The organism is Roseovarius sp. D0-M9 (assembly GCF_037083805.1).
Classification (GTDB): Bacteria; Pseudomonadota; Alphaproteobacteria; order Rhodobacterales; family Rhodobacteraceae; genus Roseovarius.
This window is the reverse complement of record NZ_JBAPKZ010000005.1, coordinates 18,007-33,482: the sequence shown is the minus strand read 5'-3', so window position 1 is coordinate 33,482 and position 15,476 is coordinate 18,007. Positions and strand designations below refer to the sequence as shown.

The window sequence follows — 15,476 nt, the reverse complement described above, 5'->3', positions numbered from 1 at the left end:
GAACACTCCACATGACGGCCTGCGTAAAATAATGGCGGTCACCGGGCGGGTTGCGCCCGCTCCGGTTGCAATCCATCCACAGCCGTCAAATGACTGGCGCTGACGCGATTTTGATTTTACGCTGCACCTGCATATGAAATTCCTGAGGGGACCCAGACACATGACCAAGGCACCGACACCGACGCGCCACTTCACGCGCCGCCGCTTTCTGGCCACCGCAGCCGCTGCCGCGCTGACCGTTGGCCTCATTTCCGGCGCGCGCCCCCTTATGGCCGCCGAGCCGATCAAGACCGCTGGCGTCTATACCGTCCCGGTCGAGCAGCAATGGGTCAGCCGCATCCACAAGGCCGCCACCGCAGCGGAAGAGCGCGGCGACATCGACTACGCCTTTTCCGAGAATGTCAGCAATACCGACTACGCCCGCGTCATGCGCGAATACGCCGAAAGCGGTTACACCCTGATCATCGGCGAGGCTTTCGCAGTCGAGCAGGAGGCGCGTGAGGTCGCGGCCGAATACCCCGACATCGCCTTCCTTCTGGGCTCCAGCTTCAAGCCCGACGATGCGCTGCCGAACTTCGCCGTTTTTGACAACTACATCCAGGATGCCTCGTATCTGACCGGAATCATTGCCGGATCGCTCAGCGCGAGCGGGAACATAGGCCTCATCGGCGGCTTTCCCATCCCCGAGGTGAACCGCCTGATGCACGCCTTCATGGCCGGCGTGCGCGAGACGAACCCCGATGCCAGCTTCCAGGTCAGCTTCATCGGCTCGTGGTTCGATCCGCCCGCCGCCAAGGAAACCGCCTACGCGATGATCGAGAATGGCGCCGACATGCTCTATGCCGAGCGCTTCGGCGTCAGCGACGCGGCACAGGAAAAGGGCGTGCTGGCCATCGGCAACGTGATAGACACTCAAGCGGATTATCCCGAAACGGTCGTCGCCTCGGCCATCTGGAACTTCGAGCCGACGTTGAACATGGCGATTTCCCAAGTGCAAAACGGCACGTTCAAAGCCGAGGACTACGGCCGTTTTTCCCTCATGAAGGAAGGCGGCGCCGAACTGGCCCCCCTTGGCACCTTTGCGGGCAAGGTGCCCGAAGAGGCGATGGACCTTGTCGAGCAGCGCGAGGCCGAGATCATGTCGGGCGACTACGTCACCGAAATCAACGACGAAGAGCCGAAGTCGAACTAAATGCCTGATAAGAAAGAGGCGCAGGTCGTCCTGCGCCTCGACCAGATTACCAAGCGATTTGGCGCCTTCACGGCCAATGACGCGATCAGCCTTACCCTACATCAGGGTGAGGTCATCGCGCTGTTGGGCGAGAATGGTGCTGGAAAAACGACGCTGATGAACATCCTCTTCGGCCAATACACCGCCGATGGCGGCACGGTCGAGGTGATGGGCACGCCCCTGCCCCCCGGCAATCCGCGCGCCGCGCTGGATGCGGGCGTCGGCATGGTCCACCAGCATTTCACGCTCGCCGAAAACATGACGGTGCTTGAAAACGTGACGCTTGGCACGCAGCCCCTCAGCGCGCTGCGGCAGGATCGCAGTGGCGCGCGGGCGCGAATCGCGCAACTGAGCCGGGACTTCAAGCTGACCGTCGATCCCGATGCCCGCGTCGGCAGCCTGACCGTGGGCGAGCGGCAGCGCGTCGAAATTCTCAAGGCGCTCTACCGTGATGCGCGCATCCTCATTCTGGACGAGCCGACGGCGGTTCTGACGCCGCAAGAGACGACCGATCTGTTCGAGACGCTGCGCAAGGCCGTGGCGCTGGGGCTGTCGATCATCTTCATCTCGCACAAGCTGCATGAAGTCATGGCGATCTCGGACCGCGTCGTGATCCTGCGGCACGGCAAGGTCGTCCATACCGGGCCCACATCCGGCACCGACCGCCACGATCTGGCCGCGCGCATGGTCGGCGGCGAGGTCAGCGCGCCCAAGGCCGAGCCGGGCACACCCGGCGCGCCGCTGCTGTCCCTGCGCGGCGTTTCCACGCCCGACAAGGGCGCGGCGCCGGGGCTGAAATCGCTCGACTTCACGCTTCATGCGGGCCAGATCACCGGCCTTGCTGGCGTGTCGGGCAATGGTCAGGCGGCGCTGGCGGCGCTGGTCGGCGGCATCATCCGCCCCGCATCGGGCACGTTGGCGCTGAATGGCGCGGATGTCACCGGCTGGTCGCCCCGCGAGGCGGTCCACGCCGGTATCGCGCGCATCCCCGAGGACCGGCACAAGACCGGCACCATCGCCGATTTCGACCTGACCGAGAACGCGATCCTCGAGACATACAAGGATGCCCCGTTCAGCAAGAATGGCTGGCTCAACTGGCGCCGCGCGCGTGCCTTCGCAGAAAAGATCATCAAGGGTTACGACGTTCGCTGCCCCGGCCCCGGCACGCGCATCCGCCTGCTGTCAGGGGGCAACATGCAAAAGCTGATCCTTGGCCGCGTGATGGAGGGCAGCCCCCAGATCATCCTCGCCAACCAGCCGGTGCGCGGCCTTGATATCGGCGCGGTCAACTATGTGCATACGCAGCTTCTGGCGGCGCGGGATCGCGGCGCTGCGGTGCTGTTGATTTCCGAAGATCTGGATGAAATCATGGCTTTGTCGGACGTTATTCATGTCATCTCCGAGGGCCGTCTGTCGCCTCCTTTCGCGCGCGGCAGCATGTCGCCCGCCGAGTTGGGTGTCTGGATGGCGGGACAGGGATTTGCGGAGACCGCCCATGCGTCTTGAGCCGATCGCAAATCCATCGCCCGCGCGCACGCTGGGCCCGCCCGCCGTCGCCATTGCCGCCACGGTCGTCATCGCGTCCCTTCTGGCGATGCTCGCGGGGGCCAACCCCTTCTCGGTGCTGGGCCTCATCATCCAAGGCGCCTTCGGCAGCAAGTTCGCCCTGCTAGAGACGTTGAACCGCGCGACGCCGCTGATCTTCACCGGCCTTGCCGTGGCCGTCGCATTTCGCGCGCGCCTGTGGAATATCGGCGCCGAGGCACAGCTATACGCAGGCGCACTGGTCGTCGCGGTGCTTGGCGCGGGCCTACTGAACTGGCCCGCCGCCATATTGCTGCCTGCCATGGCGATCCTCGCCATGATCGCGGGCGCGATTCTCTTGCTGATCCCCGCGCTGCTCAAGGTGCGCCTTGGCGTGGATGAGGTGGTCACGACCCTGCTCATCAACTTCATTTTCCTGCTCTTCGTCTCGATGCTGCTCGAAGGTGTGCTCAAGGATCCGATGGGCATGGGCTGGCCCAAGTCCGCGCGCCTCATCGAAGAGGCCCGCCTGCCCCGCATGGCCGAGGGGCTGCGCCTGCACTGGGGTTTCGGCCTTGCCCTCATCGCCGCCGGCATCACCTGGGTTATCGGCGCGCGCACCACGCTTGGCTATGAGATGCGCGCCGTCGGCCTGAACCGCGAGGCGGCGGAATTCGCGGGCATCCCGGTGGGCCGTGTCCTGATCAAGACCGCGCTTCTGTCGGGCGGGCTCGCCGCGCTTGCGGGCTATTCCGAGGTGGCCGGGCTCAAGGGCTCCCTCACGCTCGATCTCAGCCCCGGTTTTGGCTACACGGGCATCATCGTGGCGATGCTGGCCCTGCTCAATCCGCTTGGTGTCGTGGCCGCCGCGCTCTTTGTCGCGGGCATTTTCGTCGGCGCCGACAGCATGAGCCGCGCCGTCGGCGTGCCGACCTATCTGGCCGACATCATGCTGGCCACCGCGCTTCTCTTGATGGTGGTCGCCATATTGCTGACCCGGTTCCGCGTGGTGAGGGAGTAGCCATGGAGATCCTTGAAATCCTGCTGACCGCCAGCTTCTGGACCGCCGCGATCCGCATTGCCTCGCCCTTGATCTTTGCCACCCTGGGCGAGCTGATCTGCGAGCGCGCGGGCGTTCTGAACCTCGGGATCGAAGGGATCATGGTCGCGGGCGCCTTTGCGGGCTGGATGGCCGTCTATTCCGGCATCGGCCTCTGGCCCGGTGTCATTGTCGCCTTTTGCGTCGGCATGGGCTTTGGCCTCATCCATTCGATCCTGACGGTGCCTTTCGGCCTGTCGCAGCATGTCGTCGGCCTCGGGGTCACGCTTCTGGCCACGTCCAGCACCTACTATGCCTACCGCCTTGCCCTGCCAGAGGTGACATCCCCGCCCAAGATCGAGGCGTTCCAACCGCTCGAGATCCCGATCCTGTCGGAGATCCCACTGATCGGCCCGGCCCTCTTCGCGCAGACGCCGCTGACGTATCTGGCCTTTGTGATGGTTGCCGTGGTGTCGCTGACGCTCTATCGCACACCGCTCGGCCTCGCCGTGCGCGCAGCGGGCGAGAACCCGCAGGCGGTCGCGGCCCAGGGGCTCTCGGTCACGGCGATCCGCATGGGCGCGGTCATGGTCGGCAGTGGCCTGATGGCAATTGGCGGCGCGTTCCTGACGATGTCGGCCTTCAACAGCTTCTTCTTCGAGATGGTCAACGGCCGTGGCTGGATCTGCATCGCCCTCGTCGTCTTTGGCGCATGGAAGCCGGGCAAGGCGCTCCTCGGCGCGATCCTCTTTGCCGCCTTCGACGCGGCGCAGATCCGTCTGCAGCAGACACCGCTTGGCGCGAATATCCCCTATCAGGTCTTTCTCATGATGCCCTATTTCCTGTCGATCCTCGCCCTCGTCGTCATGTCGCGCCGGGCGGAGGTGCCGGCGGCGCTGATGGTGCCATTCAACAAAGGAGAGCGCTGATGTTCGATATCATCATCAAGGGCGGCACCCTGCCCGATGGGCGCACGGCAGATATCGGGATCGAAAAGGGCCGCATCAAGGCCATCGGCAGCCTGAATGCCGAGGCTGGCGAAGTGATCGACGCGGCGGGCGATCTGGTCAGCCCGCCCTTCGTCGATCCCCATTTTCACCTAGACGCCACCCAATCCTACGGCACGCCGCGCATCAACGCCTCGGGCACGCTGCTTGAGGGGATCGGCCTCTGGGGCGAGCTCAAGCAAGTGATGACCGAAGACGAGATGATCGCCCGCGCGCTGACCTATTGCGACTGGGCGGCCTCCATGGGTCTCTTGGCGATCCGCAGCCATGTGGACACCTGCGACGACACCCTCAAGGGCGTGCGCGCCATGCTGGAAGTGCGCGAGCAGGTCAAGGGCTACATCGACCTGCAACTCGTCGCCTTCCCGCAGGATGGTTTCTACCGCGACCCTACCGCGCGCGACAACACGATCCGCGCCCTCGACATGGGCGTCGACGTGGTCGGCGGCATCCCCCATTTCGAGCGCACGATGCAAGACGGTGCCGCCTCGGTGCGCGAACTTTGCCAGATCGCAGCCGATCGCGGCCTGCGCGTCGACATGCATTGCGACGAGACGGACGACCCGTTGAGCCGCCATATCGAGACACTCAGCTTCGAGGCCCAGCGCCTCGGGCTGGGGGGGCGCGTCAATGCCAGCCACCTCACGTCGATGCATTCGATGGACAATTACTACGTCTCGAAACTCCTGCCTCTTATTGCCGAGGCGGGCGTCTCGGCCGTGCCGAACCCGCTGATCAACATCATGATCCAAGGCCGCCACGATAGCTTCCCCAAGCGGCGCGGCCTCACGCGCGTCAAGGAAATGCAGGCCCATGGCATCACCGTCGGCTGGGGGCAGGACTGCGTGCTCGATCCGTGGTATCCGCTCGGCACCGCCGACATGCTGGACGTGGCGTTCATGGGCCTGCATGTCGCCCAGATGTCTTCGCCCGAGGAAATGGCGCGCTGCTTTGACATGGTCACGACCCTGAATGCGCAGATCATGGGCCTCGAGGACTACGGCCTGCGGGAGGGCGCGCAGGCATCGCTCGTCATTCTCGACGCCGCCACCCCGACCGAGGCGCTGCGCCTACGCGCCGCGCGCCTTTGCGTCATCGCCAAGGGGCGCGTCATCGCGCGCACCCCCCGCATGGACGCCGCGCTCACACTCCCCGGTCGCCCCATGCAGATCCGCCGACGCCACACCCCCTGACCCTTTCTTTTTGCTGAAAATATCCTGGGGTGAATTTGCCGAAGGCAAAGAGGGGCAACGCCCCTTCCCACCCCCAAAGGGTCAGGATCGCCCGCGCATGTCGCTTTCGGTATAGGCCGGGGCCGTGTAGGCTGTCACAACGGGCGAGGGTTCGTCACGCCCCAGAGGGAGGCCGCCATGTTCTTATCTGTCTTCGACATGTTCAAGGTCGGCATCGGACCGTCTTCATCGCACACGATGGGGCCAATGGTGGCCGCCGCGCGCTTTCTGGACAAGATGCGCGCCGCGCCCTTTACTCCGCATGGCGTCAAGGGGTCGCTGCATGGCAGCCTCGCCTTCACCGGCGTCGGCCATGCGACGGACCGCGCGACGATTCTCGGCCTCGCCGGATTTCTGCCCGAGACCTACGATCATGCCGCCGCCGAAAAGGTGCTGGACGAGATCCGCGAGACGCATACCCTCAGCCCCGAGGGTCTCGGCACGCTGGCGTTCAACCCCAAGGAAGACCTTCTTTTCGATTTCGGCCCCAACTTGCCCGGCCACGCCAATGGCATGATCCTGATGGCGACCGACATTCAGGGCGATACCATCCTGCAAGAGACGTATTACTCCATTGGCGGCGGCTTCGTGATGACAGAGGCCGAATTGGCGGCAGGGCGCAACACCGAAGAGGGCGCGCCTGTGCCCTACCCGTTCAAATCCGCCGCCGAGATGCTTCAGATGTGCGAGACATCGGGCAAGACCATCGCCCAGATGAAGAAGGCCAACGAGATTTCCCGCAAGGGCGAAACCGACATGCGCTCTGGCGTCGCGCGCATCTGGCAGGTGATGAACGACTGCATCGAGCGCGGCATGACCACCGATGGCACCCTGCCCGGCGGGCTGAACGTCAAGCGCCGCGCCAAGGGCATCCGCGACGCTCTGATCGCCGAGCGCGGTACGAACCAGAACGCCCCGCACAAGATCAACGACTGGATGAGCCTCTATGCCATGGCCGTGAACGAGGAGAACGCCGCCGGTGGCCAGGTTGTCACGGCGCCCACAAATGGCGCGGCGGGTGTCGTGCCCGCGGTCATCCGCTACTACCTTGATCACTACCCCGGCGCGTCCGAGGCGCATGTCGAGGATTTCCTGCTGACTGCCGCCGCGATCGGCGGCCTCGTCAAGTTCAACGCCTCCATCTCGGGCGCCGAGGCGGGCTGTCAGGCCGAGGTCGGCAGCGCCGCCGCAATGGGCGCCGCTGGCCTTTGCGCCGTGATGGGCGGCACGCCGATGCAGATCGAGAACGCGGCCGAGATCGCGCTGGAACATCACCTCGGGATGACCTGCGATCCGGTCAAGGGCCTCGTGCAGGTGCCCTGCATCGAGCGTAACGGTCTCGGCGCGATCAAGGCCGTCTCGGCCGCCAGCCTCGCGATGCGCGGCGACGGCACGCACCTTGTGCCGCTGGATGCCTGCATCGAGACGATGCGCCAGACCGGCGCCGACATGAGCGATAAATACAAGGAAACCTCTCTTGGCGGCCTTGCCGTCAACGTGCCCAACTGCTGAGCGCCCGATGCAAACCTCCCTGCCCTTGCCACTGCCCGCGGCGCGCGTGACACTCGGCATTCTGTTGATGGTCGCCTTCTCGTTGACCGCCCCCATCATGGACAGCTTCGCCAAGCTGATCGGAAGCGCGCTGCCGGTGGCGCAGGTGGCTGCCATCCGCTTTTTCGCGCAGGCCCTGCTGCTGACGCCGCTGGCCTACGCGATGGGATGGCTGCATATGCCGGGGCGCGCCGAGACGGCGCTGCATCTGGTGCGCGCGGCGCTGTTGCTGATCGCGACGGGATGTTTTTTCTACTCGCTTCAGTTCATGCCGGTTGCCGATGCCATCGCCATCTTCTTTGTCGAACCCTTCATCCTGACCCTTCTTGGCGGGCTTCTCTTGGGCGAGGCGATCGGCCCGCGCCGCTACATCGCCTGCACCATCGGCTTTGCCGGGGCCATGCTGGTGATCCGGCCCAGCTTTCAGGATGTGGGCGCACCCGCGCTCTTGCCGCTGGTCACGGCGCTTCTCTTTGCCTTCTACATGATCCTCACGCGGCGCATGGCGACGCGGATGCACCCCATCACGCTTCAGGCCTATACCGGCCTTGCCGCGCTGGCGCTTTCTCTGCCGGTGCTGGTCGCGCTGAACGGCTCGGGGCTGGCGCAGTTCGATCCCATTTGGCCCGCCGCGCGCGAGGCGTGGCTGCTGGTGGGCCTAGGCCTTGCCGCGACGCTCAGCCATATCTGCATCAGTTTCGCGCTAAAGTTCGCACCCGCCTCAACCCTGGCCCCTGTGCAATACCTCGAGATCGTGACCGCCACCGTCTTTGGCTTCTGGATCTTTGGCGATCTGCCGGACACCATGGCGTTCTGCGGCATCGCGCTGATCGTTGCGTCGGGCCTTTTCGTGTTCCTGCGCGAGCGGCATCTGGAGCGGCGGCCCCTGCCGCAGCCATGACGTCAGGGCCAGCGCGCCGGGTTCTTCATCAACATGCGCACCACCGCGTCCAGATGATCCACCGGCAGAATGACCAACAGCTTTGGCGCCGTCACGCCCAGTTCCACCGGGCCAGTGGCAAAATTCGATGTCCCGATCTGCCCGTCGGGGGTAAAGCAAAGGCCATCTATCGGCCAGTTCAGCCCTTCCGAGCGCCCCTCGACCGCGCCCATGGGAAACAGCGAGACGCGGCAGCCTTTGGGCAAGTCCAGCGTCATATGCGGCGGCGCAAGAAAGATCGCGTCATCCTCGCCGATCAGAACGCAGCGCCGCCTGCACCAGCGCACCAGCACGTTGCAGACCGCCAGTTGGTGATCCACCCGCGCGCCGCTGAAACCCGCGCCAACGATCAGGGGCGCCTCTATCCGGCTGATGCATTTCTCGAAATCCGTGCTGTCCTGCTCGGCCACAAGGTGCAGCGCGGCCTCGGGCAGCGCTGCGCGCACGGCATCCGGGATCGAATCGAAATCACCGATGACCGCCTCGGGCACCGCCCCGTGCGCCGCAAGCGTCGCCGCACCGCCATCGGCCGCGACGATGCGCTCACCGTGAAACAATGCGCGTTCCAGAACATGATCCGGCACGCTTGCGCCACCAATCAGCGCGACTGGGCCAGATTTGTGAACAATCATGTTAAAATCCTTCGGACTTACCGCAAAAAGGGAAACAGATCACAATATTGCCATGAAATGATACGCTCAGGAGCGCAGATTCGGTCCTCTTTGGGCTTGCCTGCCATGGTAAACGATGGCGTCGCAGTCAGGGAAAGGCGATTTTATTATGGTTAGCAACAGCAAGATCCTCACGGTCTCCTATGGCACATTTTCGTGCACACTGGAGGGCTTTGACGATTCTTTCGATACCATGAAGGCGATCGCCGAGTATTTTCGCGACCTTGCCGCCGATGACCGATATTTTGGCGCCGAGCCCCCCAGCCCGGACGCAGAGATGCTGGCCCGCATCGCCGAGCGCGAGATTTCCCGCCGTGTCGAGGTGCGCGGCAGCGACGGCAAGATCCACCTGCGCGCAGATCCCGCCGCATTGCCCGCCGCCCAGCGGGCCGCGCAACAGGCCGCCGCAGACAGCACCGTGGCCGCTCAACGCGATGACCTTGGGGATGATCCGGCACAATCCGAGCTGCCGAGCGCGGCCAGCCAAAGCGCCGCATTTGACCATCCCGAAGCGCCAGAGCCAGAGGCGACAACTGCGGCCCTGGGTAGCGCCATGGGGGCAAAGCCCGCTGAGCCCGTCAGCGACAGTATCGCCGAGAAGCTGCGCCGCATCCGCGCCGTGGCGGCGCCCGCCGCCGCAGGCCCGTCCTCGATGTCCGGCCCCGCACAATCCGCTGCCTATTTTGACGAGGACGAGCATGCGCAGGATTTCCTGACCGAGACAGCCGATTTTGGGCATCCGGAGGAGACTGCCGCACCCGACCAGGGCGAAATGCCGTCCTGGGAGGAGGCAAAAGAGCAGGCTTGGGAGGAGTCCGATGAGGAACCTTGGGAGGAGCCAAGGGAAACCGCATCCCAGAGCATCACTGCCGAGCCGGAGGCTGCGCAGGGTCCCGGCACAGAGGCGCCCATGGAAGGCAGCGATACCAATGCAGCCTCAGACGACGGCGCAGAAAACCCCTTGACGGAAACCGCCGAAACCGGCGCGCCCGAGGTAGAGGCCCCGCAGGTCACCGCGCCACAGGAAGAGCCGACAGCAGACGAGACCGAAGCCTTATCCACCGCACCGGCCTCGGCGGCTGCTGACGCAGAAGACGACGCCGATGACCAGCCAGAGACCACATTTGCGGAGGGCATTGCGACCGATGAGGTTATTCTGTCGCGCCTCAGCAGCGATCAGGATGAAGCGTCCGTTGCCGATACGGACGACGCCATTGATGCCACCATCTTGGACGCGTCGGAAATGGATGCTCCCCCTCCCTCCACGGTTGCGGAAGGCTATTGGGGCGTCGGTGCAGAGTGGGTCGGGGCCGAAGAGGATGACCTCGAAGCGATGCTGCGCCACGCCGAGGCAGCGCGCGAGACATCGGTGCGCCAGCAGGATGACACCTTCGAGGACGCGGCAGCAGAGGCCGCCCCCGAGCGGAACGACACATTGTCGCAGCTTCTGGCCGATGCGATGATTTCCGGCGATGACGCCGCCCCGACTGCCACGACTGACGACGCTGACGAGCCCGCCTCAGAGGCGCAAGCATCAGACGCGGATGAGGCACAAGACGTCGACACTGCGCCGCAAGATCTGGAAGAGCAGGACGCGACAGACGAGGACGCGACAGACGAGGACGTCGCGGCCGAGCAATCTGATGCCGAGCGGCCCATGGCAGCCCGCGTCATCAAGATGAAGCGCGCCGATCTCGACGCGGCGCTCGCAGGTGGCAGCCTGGAAGAAGAGATGGAGGCGAGCGGCGACGATCCCTCTTCGCTCAGCGCCGAGGCCGAAGCCGAACTACAGCGCGAATTGGCAGAAGTCGAAGCCGAGCTGCGGTCTGGCAATACTCCGACAGAGACCGGCCAAGAGACCGCCAGCCCATCGCCGGACATGGAAGTGCCCGAAGAGTGGACGGACCTCGAGGCCGACGACGACGCCGAGAACACCGAAGCGGTTGCTTCGCAGAGTGCAGATAGCGCCGTGAGCGATCCACGCCCGGACCATGGCGAGACGGACGATTGGGAGGACGACCGCGCCGAAGGCGGGGCGAGCGACCAAGACATCGCTCCGACCGAAACTCCGAGCGATGAGGACGGCATCCGCCGTGCCGGCCACCTTGGCACGCCTGCATCCGACGCGCAGGCCGCGCGGATATTTGAAGAGGCGGACACACAGCTCGAAGAGCCCGAATCGCACAAGCGCCGCACCGCGATCCAGCACCTGCGCGCCGCAGTCGCCGCCACCAAGGCCGAGCGCCGCGCTGGCGGGGCCATGCAGGCGGATGTGGATGATGAGCCCTACCGGAGCGATCTGCAAAATGCCGTCCGTCCGCGTCGTCCCCGCCCCGTCTCTACAGGCGTGACCCCGCGCCCCAGCGCGAGTCACCCCGCACGGCCGGCCCCGCTGAAGCTAGTCGCGGAGCAGCGCATCGATACCGACGTGCAGCCCGTGCGCCCGCGCCGCATCACCCGCGCCGATCTGGTTTCAGGGGGCACGGCCGGAACGGCAGCCGCAACCGACCGCGATCAGGATATGCGCGCCGGGGCGCCCGGCTTTGCCGAGTTTGCCGAACAGATGGGCGCAAGCTCCCTGACGGACATGCTCGAGGCCGCCGCCGCCTATATGGCCGATGTTGAGGGCATGCCGCAGTTCTCGCGCCCCATGCTCATGCAAAAGCTGCGCGAGGCACAGGAGGATGATTTCACACGCGAGGATGGCCTGCGCTCATTCGGAGAGCTTTTGCGTCAGGGCAAGCTGCAGAAACTCAAAGGGGGCCGGTTTGCCGTCACCTCAGTGACCGAGTTCCGCCAGTCGGCCTGAGCCGAATGAGGTCATGCCAGAAAAAACGCCGCCGAACACATGTTCGGCGGCGCATTGCGTTTCAGACGGCCACGCGTGCCTGGCCGAAGGATGCCTTACATGGACGGCATCAGCACGGTGTCGATCACGTGGATCACGCCGTTTGATGCTTCAATGTCGGCCGTCGTGACGGTCGCGTCATTCACCATGACGCCATCTTCGGTCATGATGGTGACGTCCGAACCCTCGACGGTCGCGGCAGTCATGTCGTTGCTCAGATCGGTCGACATCACTTTGCCCGGAACGACGTGGTAGGTCAGGATCGACGTCAATTGATCTTTGTTCTCGGGCTTGAGCAGGTCATCAACGGTGCCTTCCGGCAGGGCAGCAAACGCCTCGTCGGTCGGTGCGAAGACGGTGAACGGGCCTTCGCCCTTCAGCGTGTCTACGAGGCCGGCGGCCTCGACAGCAGCGACCAGCGTGGTGAACGAGCCAGCTTCAACTGCGGTGTCAACGATATCTTTGGAGTGGTTTTCAGCGAAAGCGGGCATTGCCAAGGCGGTCGAAGCGGCCAGAGCCATGAATGTTCTGCGGATCATAGTAGTCTCCTCTCTAGATGTCGCCGTCATCGGCGATGTGAGGGCTACGGCGCAGATGAGCCAGAGGATCACTCACGTATGCGTGATGGCCCGGCGCGGGGCTGCAGCTGCCTTCGACTTGCCCCGGCAGAGTCCAACTAAGCCCTTATTTATCAGGCGAAGTGACAGTCAGGCGACCATCAGGAGGGATCGCATGCGACATTTTGCCTTCGCCCCGCACGTGCCCGCGCGGCACGCGCGACTGTTTGAACTGATCCGGCAGCAAAACCGCGCCGCACGTGTTGCTGCGCGCATGGCAGGCGCGGCTCGACCCGATCCCGGCACCTTGGCGGAGGTCGCGCGCCGCGCCGCCGCGTCGTGGCAAAAGCTGCGCTAATGTCGTTTGGCACAAGCTGAGAATAAGCTCTGCGGGCCAAGGCCCTTCGCGCCTCTGGACCAAGCGATGAAAGCCTTAACCGCGAAATCCGGTCGCAATCACGAACTTCTCGGAGCTGCCCGAGCGTGAGGCCGGCGGTTTGACGTTCGCGACCTTGGCAAAACGCTGCTTCAGCAGTTTTTGCAACTCGCCTTCGGCTCCGCCGGCCAGCACTTTGGACACAAACGTGCCGCCCTCTTCCAGCACATCGAAGGCCAGATAGGCCGCCGCCTCGCAGAGCGATATGATGCGCAAGTGGTCGGTCTGCTTGTGCCCCGAGGAGGAGGCAGCCATGTCGGACATGACCACATCGGCCTTGCCGCCCAGCCATTCCTTGACCTTGTCGTCCGCGCCCTCATCCATGAAATCCAGCTGATGCAGCGTCGCACCCGCAATCGGCTCGATCTCCTGCAAATCCACGCCAAGGATGGTGCCCACGGCCTTGCCGCTCTTTTCCCCCAGCGCGTTGATGCGCGGCACAGCGACCTGCACCCAGCCACCCGGCGCACAGCCCAGATCGACCACCCGCGCACCCGGCACGAGAAAGCGGTATTTGTCGTCAAGCTCCATGATCTTGTAGGCGGCGCGGCCACGATAGCCCTCGTTTTGTGCGCGCTTGACATAAGGGTCATTCAACTGGCGTTGCAGCCAGCGCGTCGAAGACGCCGTGCGGCCCCGCGCGGATTTGACCTTGATCGTCAGATCCCTCTGGCCACGCCCCGACGTGTTCTTGCCGTCCGGTCCCTTGTTCATGCATCTTCCTCCACGCTCAGCACGCCGTCCGCCGACATTTGCGCATATAGCATCCCTTCACGCAGACCGCGATCCGCAACCGACAGCCGATCGGTCGGCCAACAGCGCAAAAGCGCCTGCAGAATCGCCGCCCCCGACATGATGAGCGCGTGACGGTCCAGCCCGATACGCGGATCGTTGCGCCGCCCGTCGGGACCAAGAGCAAGGTAGCTGCGAATGACCTTGTCGATTTCATCCGAGGTCATGCGCAGGCCGTCAACGCGATTGCGGTCGTAGCGCTTGAGGTTCAGGTGGCTGGCTGCAACGGTCGTGACCGTGCCGCTGGTGCCGACGATCTGAAACCCCTTGCGTGACTGCTCGCTCTTGTAGGGGGCGAACTCCATGAGGTTTTCCTCGAAAAACCAACTCATCAGGGCAAAGCGCGCCGCATCGTCCTCCACATCATGGAACTGGTCGCGCAGCGTGGCGACGCCCAGCGGCACACTGATCCAGTCGACGACGCGGGCACGCGGCCCATCACCGCCGCTTCCGGCGTTGAAGCCGCCGTGCAGACGCATGATGGCGCGGCGCCGGTCGCCGGGCGGCACATCCGTGAGGTCGATCCAGACCAGCTCGGTCGAGCCGCCGCCGATGTCGACGACCAGCAGCTGGTCGGTTTCGGGCGCCACCAGCGGCGCGCAACTGACCACGGCCAGTTGCGCCTCCTCCAGCGGGGAGATCACGTCGAGAGACAAGCCCGTCTCACGCCGGACGCGCGCCATGAACGAGGCCCCGTTGCCGGCGCGGCGGCACGCCTCGGTTGCGACGAGACGCATGGAGGTAACCTTGTGGCGCTTGAGTTTTTGCTGGCACACGCGCAGCGCCTGTATCGTGCGCCCGATCGAGGCGCGCGACAGTTGGCCGGTCTTTTCCAGACCGGCGCCCAGCTGCACCGACTTGCTAAAGCTGTCGATCACGCGGAATTGGCTGCCGCGGGGCTCCGCGATCAGCATCCGGCAGCTATTTGTACCCAGATCGAGCGCCGCGTAGAGCGGCGGTCGGCTGGGCGGTTTCGGCGCGGGGCTTTCAACTGGTTTCGGGACAGCGCCCGCACCTTCGGGACGCTTGGGCGTCATAGGGAACGCCCTCCATTTCGAGTTACACCCAAAGTATGGCCTCTGCGGCTTCGGCGCAAGCCCGCTGCGCGTAGCGCCGTGCCGCGGCTCACGCAGGACATGAATATTATGGGGTATCACCCGCATGGCACTGGCGGCGCCCACAGGTTAACAATCACGCGTCGCGCATCACGCGCGTTCGGTCGAAAACAGGCGCCGGACGCGGTATCAGGTGCATTAGACAGAGCGCAACATGCAGGCGGGGAATCATCATGGTTGATGTCACCATAGTCTACTGGCGGGACATCCCCGCGCAGGTCATCGTCGGCAAGGGCCGCAGCGGCGCCAAGCGCCAACTGCCCGAGCGGTTCGAGCAGGCCATCGACCGCGCCGCGATGAAGATCGGCGCAGGCGGCAGTGACGACTACCTCGCCGAGTGGCGCAAAGCCGCGCCCTATGCCGTCGAGGGCACCGCCGCCGAAGTGGCCGAGGCCGAGGCCGCCCGACTGGACACCGAATACGACCACGAGCGCATCAAGGCGCTGATCGCAAACGACGGCTGGAATGATCCCGCCGGCGCCCCCCCAGCATGACAATGATGGCATGACCCCACCTCGGATTAAGGAGGCTCT

General features: G+C 64.7%; 14 protein-coding genes. 10 read left to right on the top strand and 4 right to left on the bottom strand.

Annotation, left to right across the window (positions count from 1 at the left end; genetic code table 11):
• Positions 1 to 160 precede the first annotated feature (160 nt).
• The 7 genes from V8352_RS05170 to V8352_RS05140 all read left to right on the top strand — a co-directional run bounded on the left by V8352_RS05170 (position 161) and on the right by V8352_RS05140 (position 8,485).
• The gene (locus V8352_RS05170) at positions 161 to 1,192 is read left to right on the top strand and encodes a BMP family protein (RefSeq protein WP_336423200.1); all 1,032 of its coding nucleotides are present in this window, start codon (positions 161 to 163) and stop codon (positions 1,190 to 1,192) included.
• Positions 1,193 to 2,737: an ABC transporter ATP-binding protein gene (locus V8352_RS05165; RefSeq protein WP_336423199.1), complete on the top strand. Its 1,545-nt coding sequence runs from the start codon at positions 1,193 to 1,195 to the stop codon at positions 2,735 to 2,737. It abuts the gene before it with no gap.
• Positions 2,727 to 3,776: an ABC transporter permease gene (locus tag V8352_RS05160; RefSeq protein ID WP_336423198.1), complete on the top strand. Its 1,050-nt coding sequence runs from the start codon at positions 2,727 to 2,729 to the stop codon at positions 3,774 to 3,776. The genes V8352_RS05165 and V8352_RS05160 overlap by 11 nt, the downstream gene beginning before the upstream one ends.
• A 2-nt stretch (positions 3,777 to 3,778) precedes the next feature.
• On the top strand, positions 3,779 to 4,723 hold the full coding sequence (locus V8352_RS05155; protein ID WP_336423197.1) for an ABC transporter permease: 945 nt from the start codon (positions 3,779 to 3,781) through the stop codon (positions 4,721 to 4,723).
• Positions 4,723 to 5,994, top strand: a complete 1,272-nt coding sequence (locus tag V8352_RS05150) for an amidohydrolase family protein (protein ID WP_336423196.1) — start codon at positions 4,723 to 4,725, stop codon at positions 5,992 to 5,994. The genes V8352_RS05155 and V8352_RS05150 overlap by 1 nt, the downstream gene beginning before the upstream one ends.
• A gap of 177 nt (positions 5,995 to 6,171) precedes the next feature.
• Complete coding sequence (locus V8352_RS05145; RefSeq protein ID WP_336423195.1) at positions 6,172 to 7,545, top strand: L-serine ammonia-lyase; 1,374 nt, start codon at positions 6,172 to 6,174, stop codon at positions 7,543 to 7,545.
• A 7-nt stretch (positions 7,546 to 7,552) separates the two neighbouring features.
• Entirely contained in the window at positions 7,553 to 8,485 is a 933-nt protein-coding gene (locus V8352_RS05140; RefSeq protein ID WP_336423194.1) for a DMT family transporter, read from the top strand.
• Positions 8,486 to 8,487: 2 nt separating this feature from the next.
• Here V8352_RS05140 and V8352_RS05135 read toward each other — a convergent pair whose 3' ends face one another.
• Positions 8,488 to 9,156 (bottom strand): thiamine diphosphokinase, encoded by a 669-nt coding sequence (locus tag V8352_RS05135; protein WP_336423193.1) that lies wholly within the window; start codon positions 9,154 to 9,156, stop codon positions 8,488 to 8,490.
• Between the two features lie 148 nt (positions 9,157 to 9,304).
• Here V8352_RS05135 and V8352_RS05130 point away from each other — a divergent pair, with 148 nt between their 5' ends.
• The gene (locus V8352_RS05130) at positions 9,305 to 12,004 is read left to right on the top strand and encodes a hypothetical protein (protein WP_336423192.1); all 2,700 of its coding nucleotides are present in this window, start codon (positions 9,305 to 9,307) and stop codon (positions 12,002 to 12,004) included.
• 95 nt (positions 12,005 to 12,099) lie between these two features.
• Here V8352_RS05130 and V8352_RS05125 read toward each other — a convergent pair whose 3' ends face one another.
• Positions 12,100 to 12,582 carry a fasciclin domain-containing protein gene (locus V8352_RS05125; protein ID WP_336423191.1) on the bottom strand — a complete coding sequence of 161 codons (483 nt, stop codon included), beginning with the start codon at positions 12,580 to 12,582 and terminating at the stop codon, positions 12,100 to 12,102.
• 193 nt (positions 12,583 to 12,775) lie between these two features.
• Between V8352_RS05125 and V8352_RS05120 the strand changes: the two genes are divergently transcribed.
• Positions 12,776 to 12,958 carry a hypothetical protein gene (locus V8352_RS05120; RefSeq protein ID WP_336423190.1) on the top strand — a complete coding sequence of 61 codons (183 nt, stop codon included), beginning with the start codon at positions 12,776 to 12,778 and terminating at the stop codon, positions 12,956 to 12,958.
• Positions 12,959 to 13,033: 75 nt separating this feature from the next.
• Here V8352_RS05120 and V8352_RS05115 read toward each other — a convergent pair whose 3' ends face one another.
• Both V8352_RS05115 and V8352_RS05110 read right to left on the bottom strand, forming a co-directional pair.
• Entirely contained in the window at positions 13,034 to 13,750 is a 717-nt protein-coding gene (locus V8352_RS05115; protein ID WP_336423189.1) for an RlmE family RNA methyltransferase, read from the bottom strand.
• Positions 13,747 to 14,865: a Ppx/GppA phosphatase family protein gene (locus tag V8352_RS05110; protein WP_336423188.1), complete on the bottom strand. Its 1,119-nt coding sequence runs from the start codon at positions 14,863 to 14,865 to the stop codon at positions 13,747 to 13,749. Before V8352_RS05110 ends, V8352_RS05115 begins: the two co-directional genes overlap by 4 nt.
• A gap of 251 nt (positions 14,866 to 15,116) precedes the next feature.
• Here V8352_RS05110 and V8352_RS05105 point away from each other — a divergent pair, with 251 nt between their 5' ends.
• Positions 15,117 to 15,437 (top strand): virulence factor, encoded by a 321-nt coding sequence (locus V8352_RS05105; RefSeq protein ID WP_336423187.1) that lies wholly within the window; start codon positions 15,117 to 15,119, stop codon positions 15,435 to 15,437.
• Positions 15,438 to 15,476 lie beyond the last annotated feature (39 nt).

Coding starts and splice junctions, on each gene's coding strand:
- V8352_RS05170 (WP_336423200.1), top strand. CDS start 161: ATGACCAAGGCACCGACACCGACGCGCCACTTCACGCGCCGCCGCTTT.
- V8352_RS05165 (WP_336423199.1), top strand. CDS start 1,193: ATGCCTGATAAGAAAGAGGCGCAGGTCGTCCTGCGCCTCGACCAGATT.
- V8352_RS05160 (WP_336423198.1), top strand. CDS start 2,727: ATGCGTCTTGAGCCGATCGCAAATCCATCGCCCGCGCGCACGCTGGGC.
- V8352_RS05155 (WP_336423197.1), top strand. CDS start 3,779: ATGGAGATCCTTGAAATCCTGCTGACCGCCAGCTTCTGGACCGCCGCG.
- V8352_RS05150 (WP_336423196.1), top strand. CDS start 4,723: ATGTTCGATATCATCATCAAGGGCGGCACCCTGCCCGATGGGCGCACG.
- V8352_RS05145 (WP_336423195.1), top strand. CDS start 6,172: ATGTTCTTATCTGTCTTCGACATGTTCAAGGTCGGCATCGGACCGTCT.
- V8352_RS05140 (WP_336423194.1), top strand. CDS start 7,553: ATGCAAACCTCCCTGCCCTTGCCACTGCCCGCGGCGCGCGTGACACTC.
- V8352_RS05135 (WP_336423193.1), bottom strand. CDS start 9,156: ATGATTGTTCACAAATCTGGCCCAGTCGCGCTGATTGGTGGCGCAAGC.
- V8352_RS05130 (WP_336423192.1), top strand. CDS start 9,305: ATGGTTAGCAACAGCAAGATCCTCACGGTCTCCTATGGCACATTTTCG.
- V8352_RS05125 (WP_336423191.1), bottom strand. CDS start 12,582: ATGATCCGCAGAACATTCATGGCTCTGGCCGCTTCGACCGCCTTGGCA.
- V8352_RS05120 (WP_336423190.1), top strand. CDS start 12,776: ATGCGACATTTTGCCTTCGCCCCGCACGTGCCCGCGCGGCACGCGCGA.
- V8352_RS05115 (WP_336423189.1), bottom strand. CDS start 13,750: ATGAACAAGGGACCGGACGGCAAGAACACGTCGGGGCGTGGCCAGAGG.
- V8352_RS05110 (WP_336423188.1), bottom strand. CDS start 14,865: ATGACGCCCAAGCGTCCCGAAGGTGCGGGCGCTGTCCCGAAACCAGTT.
- V8352_RS05105 (WP_336423187.1), top strand. CDS start 15,117: ATGGTTGATGTCACCATAGTCTACTGGCGGGACATCCCCGCGCAGGTC.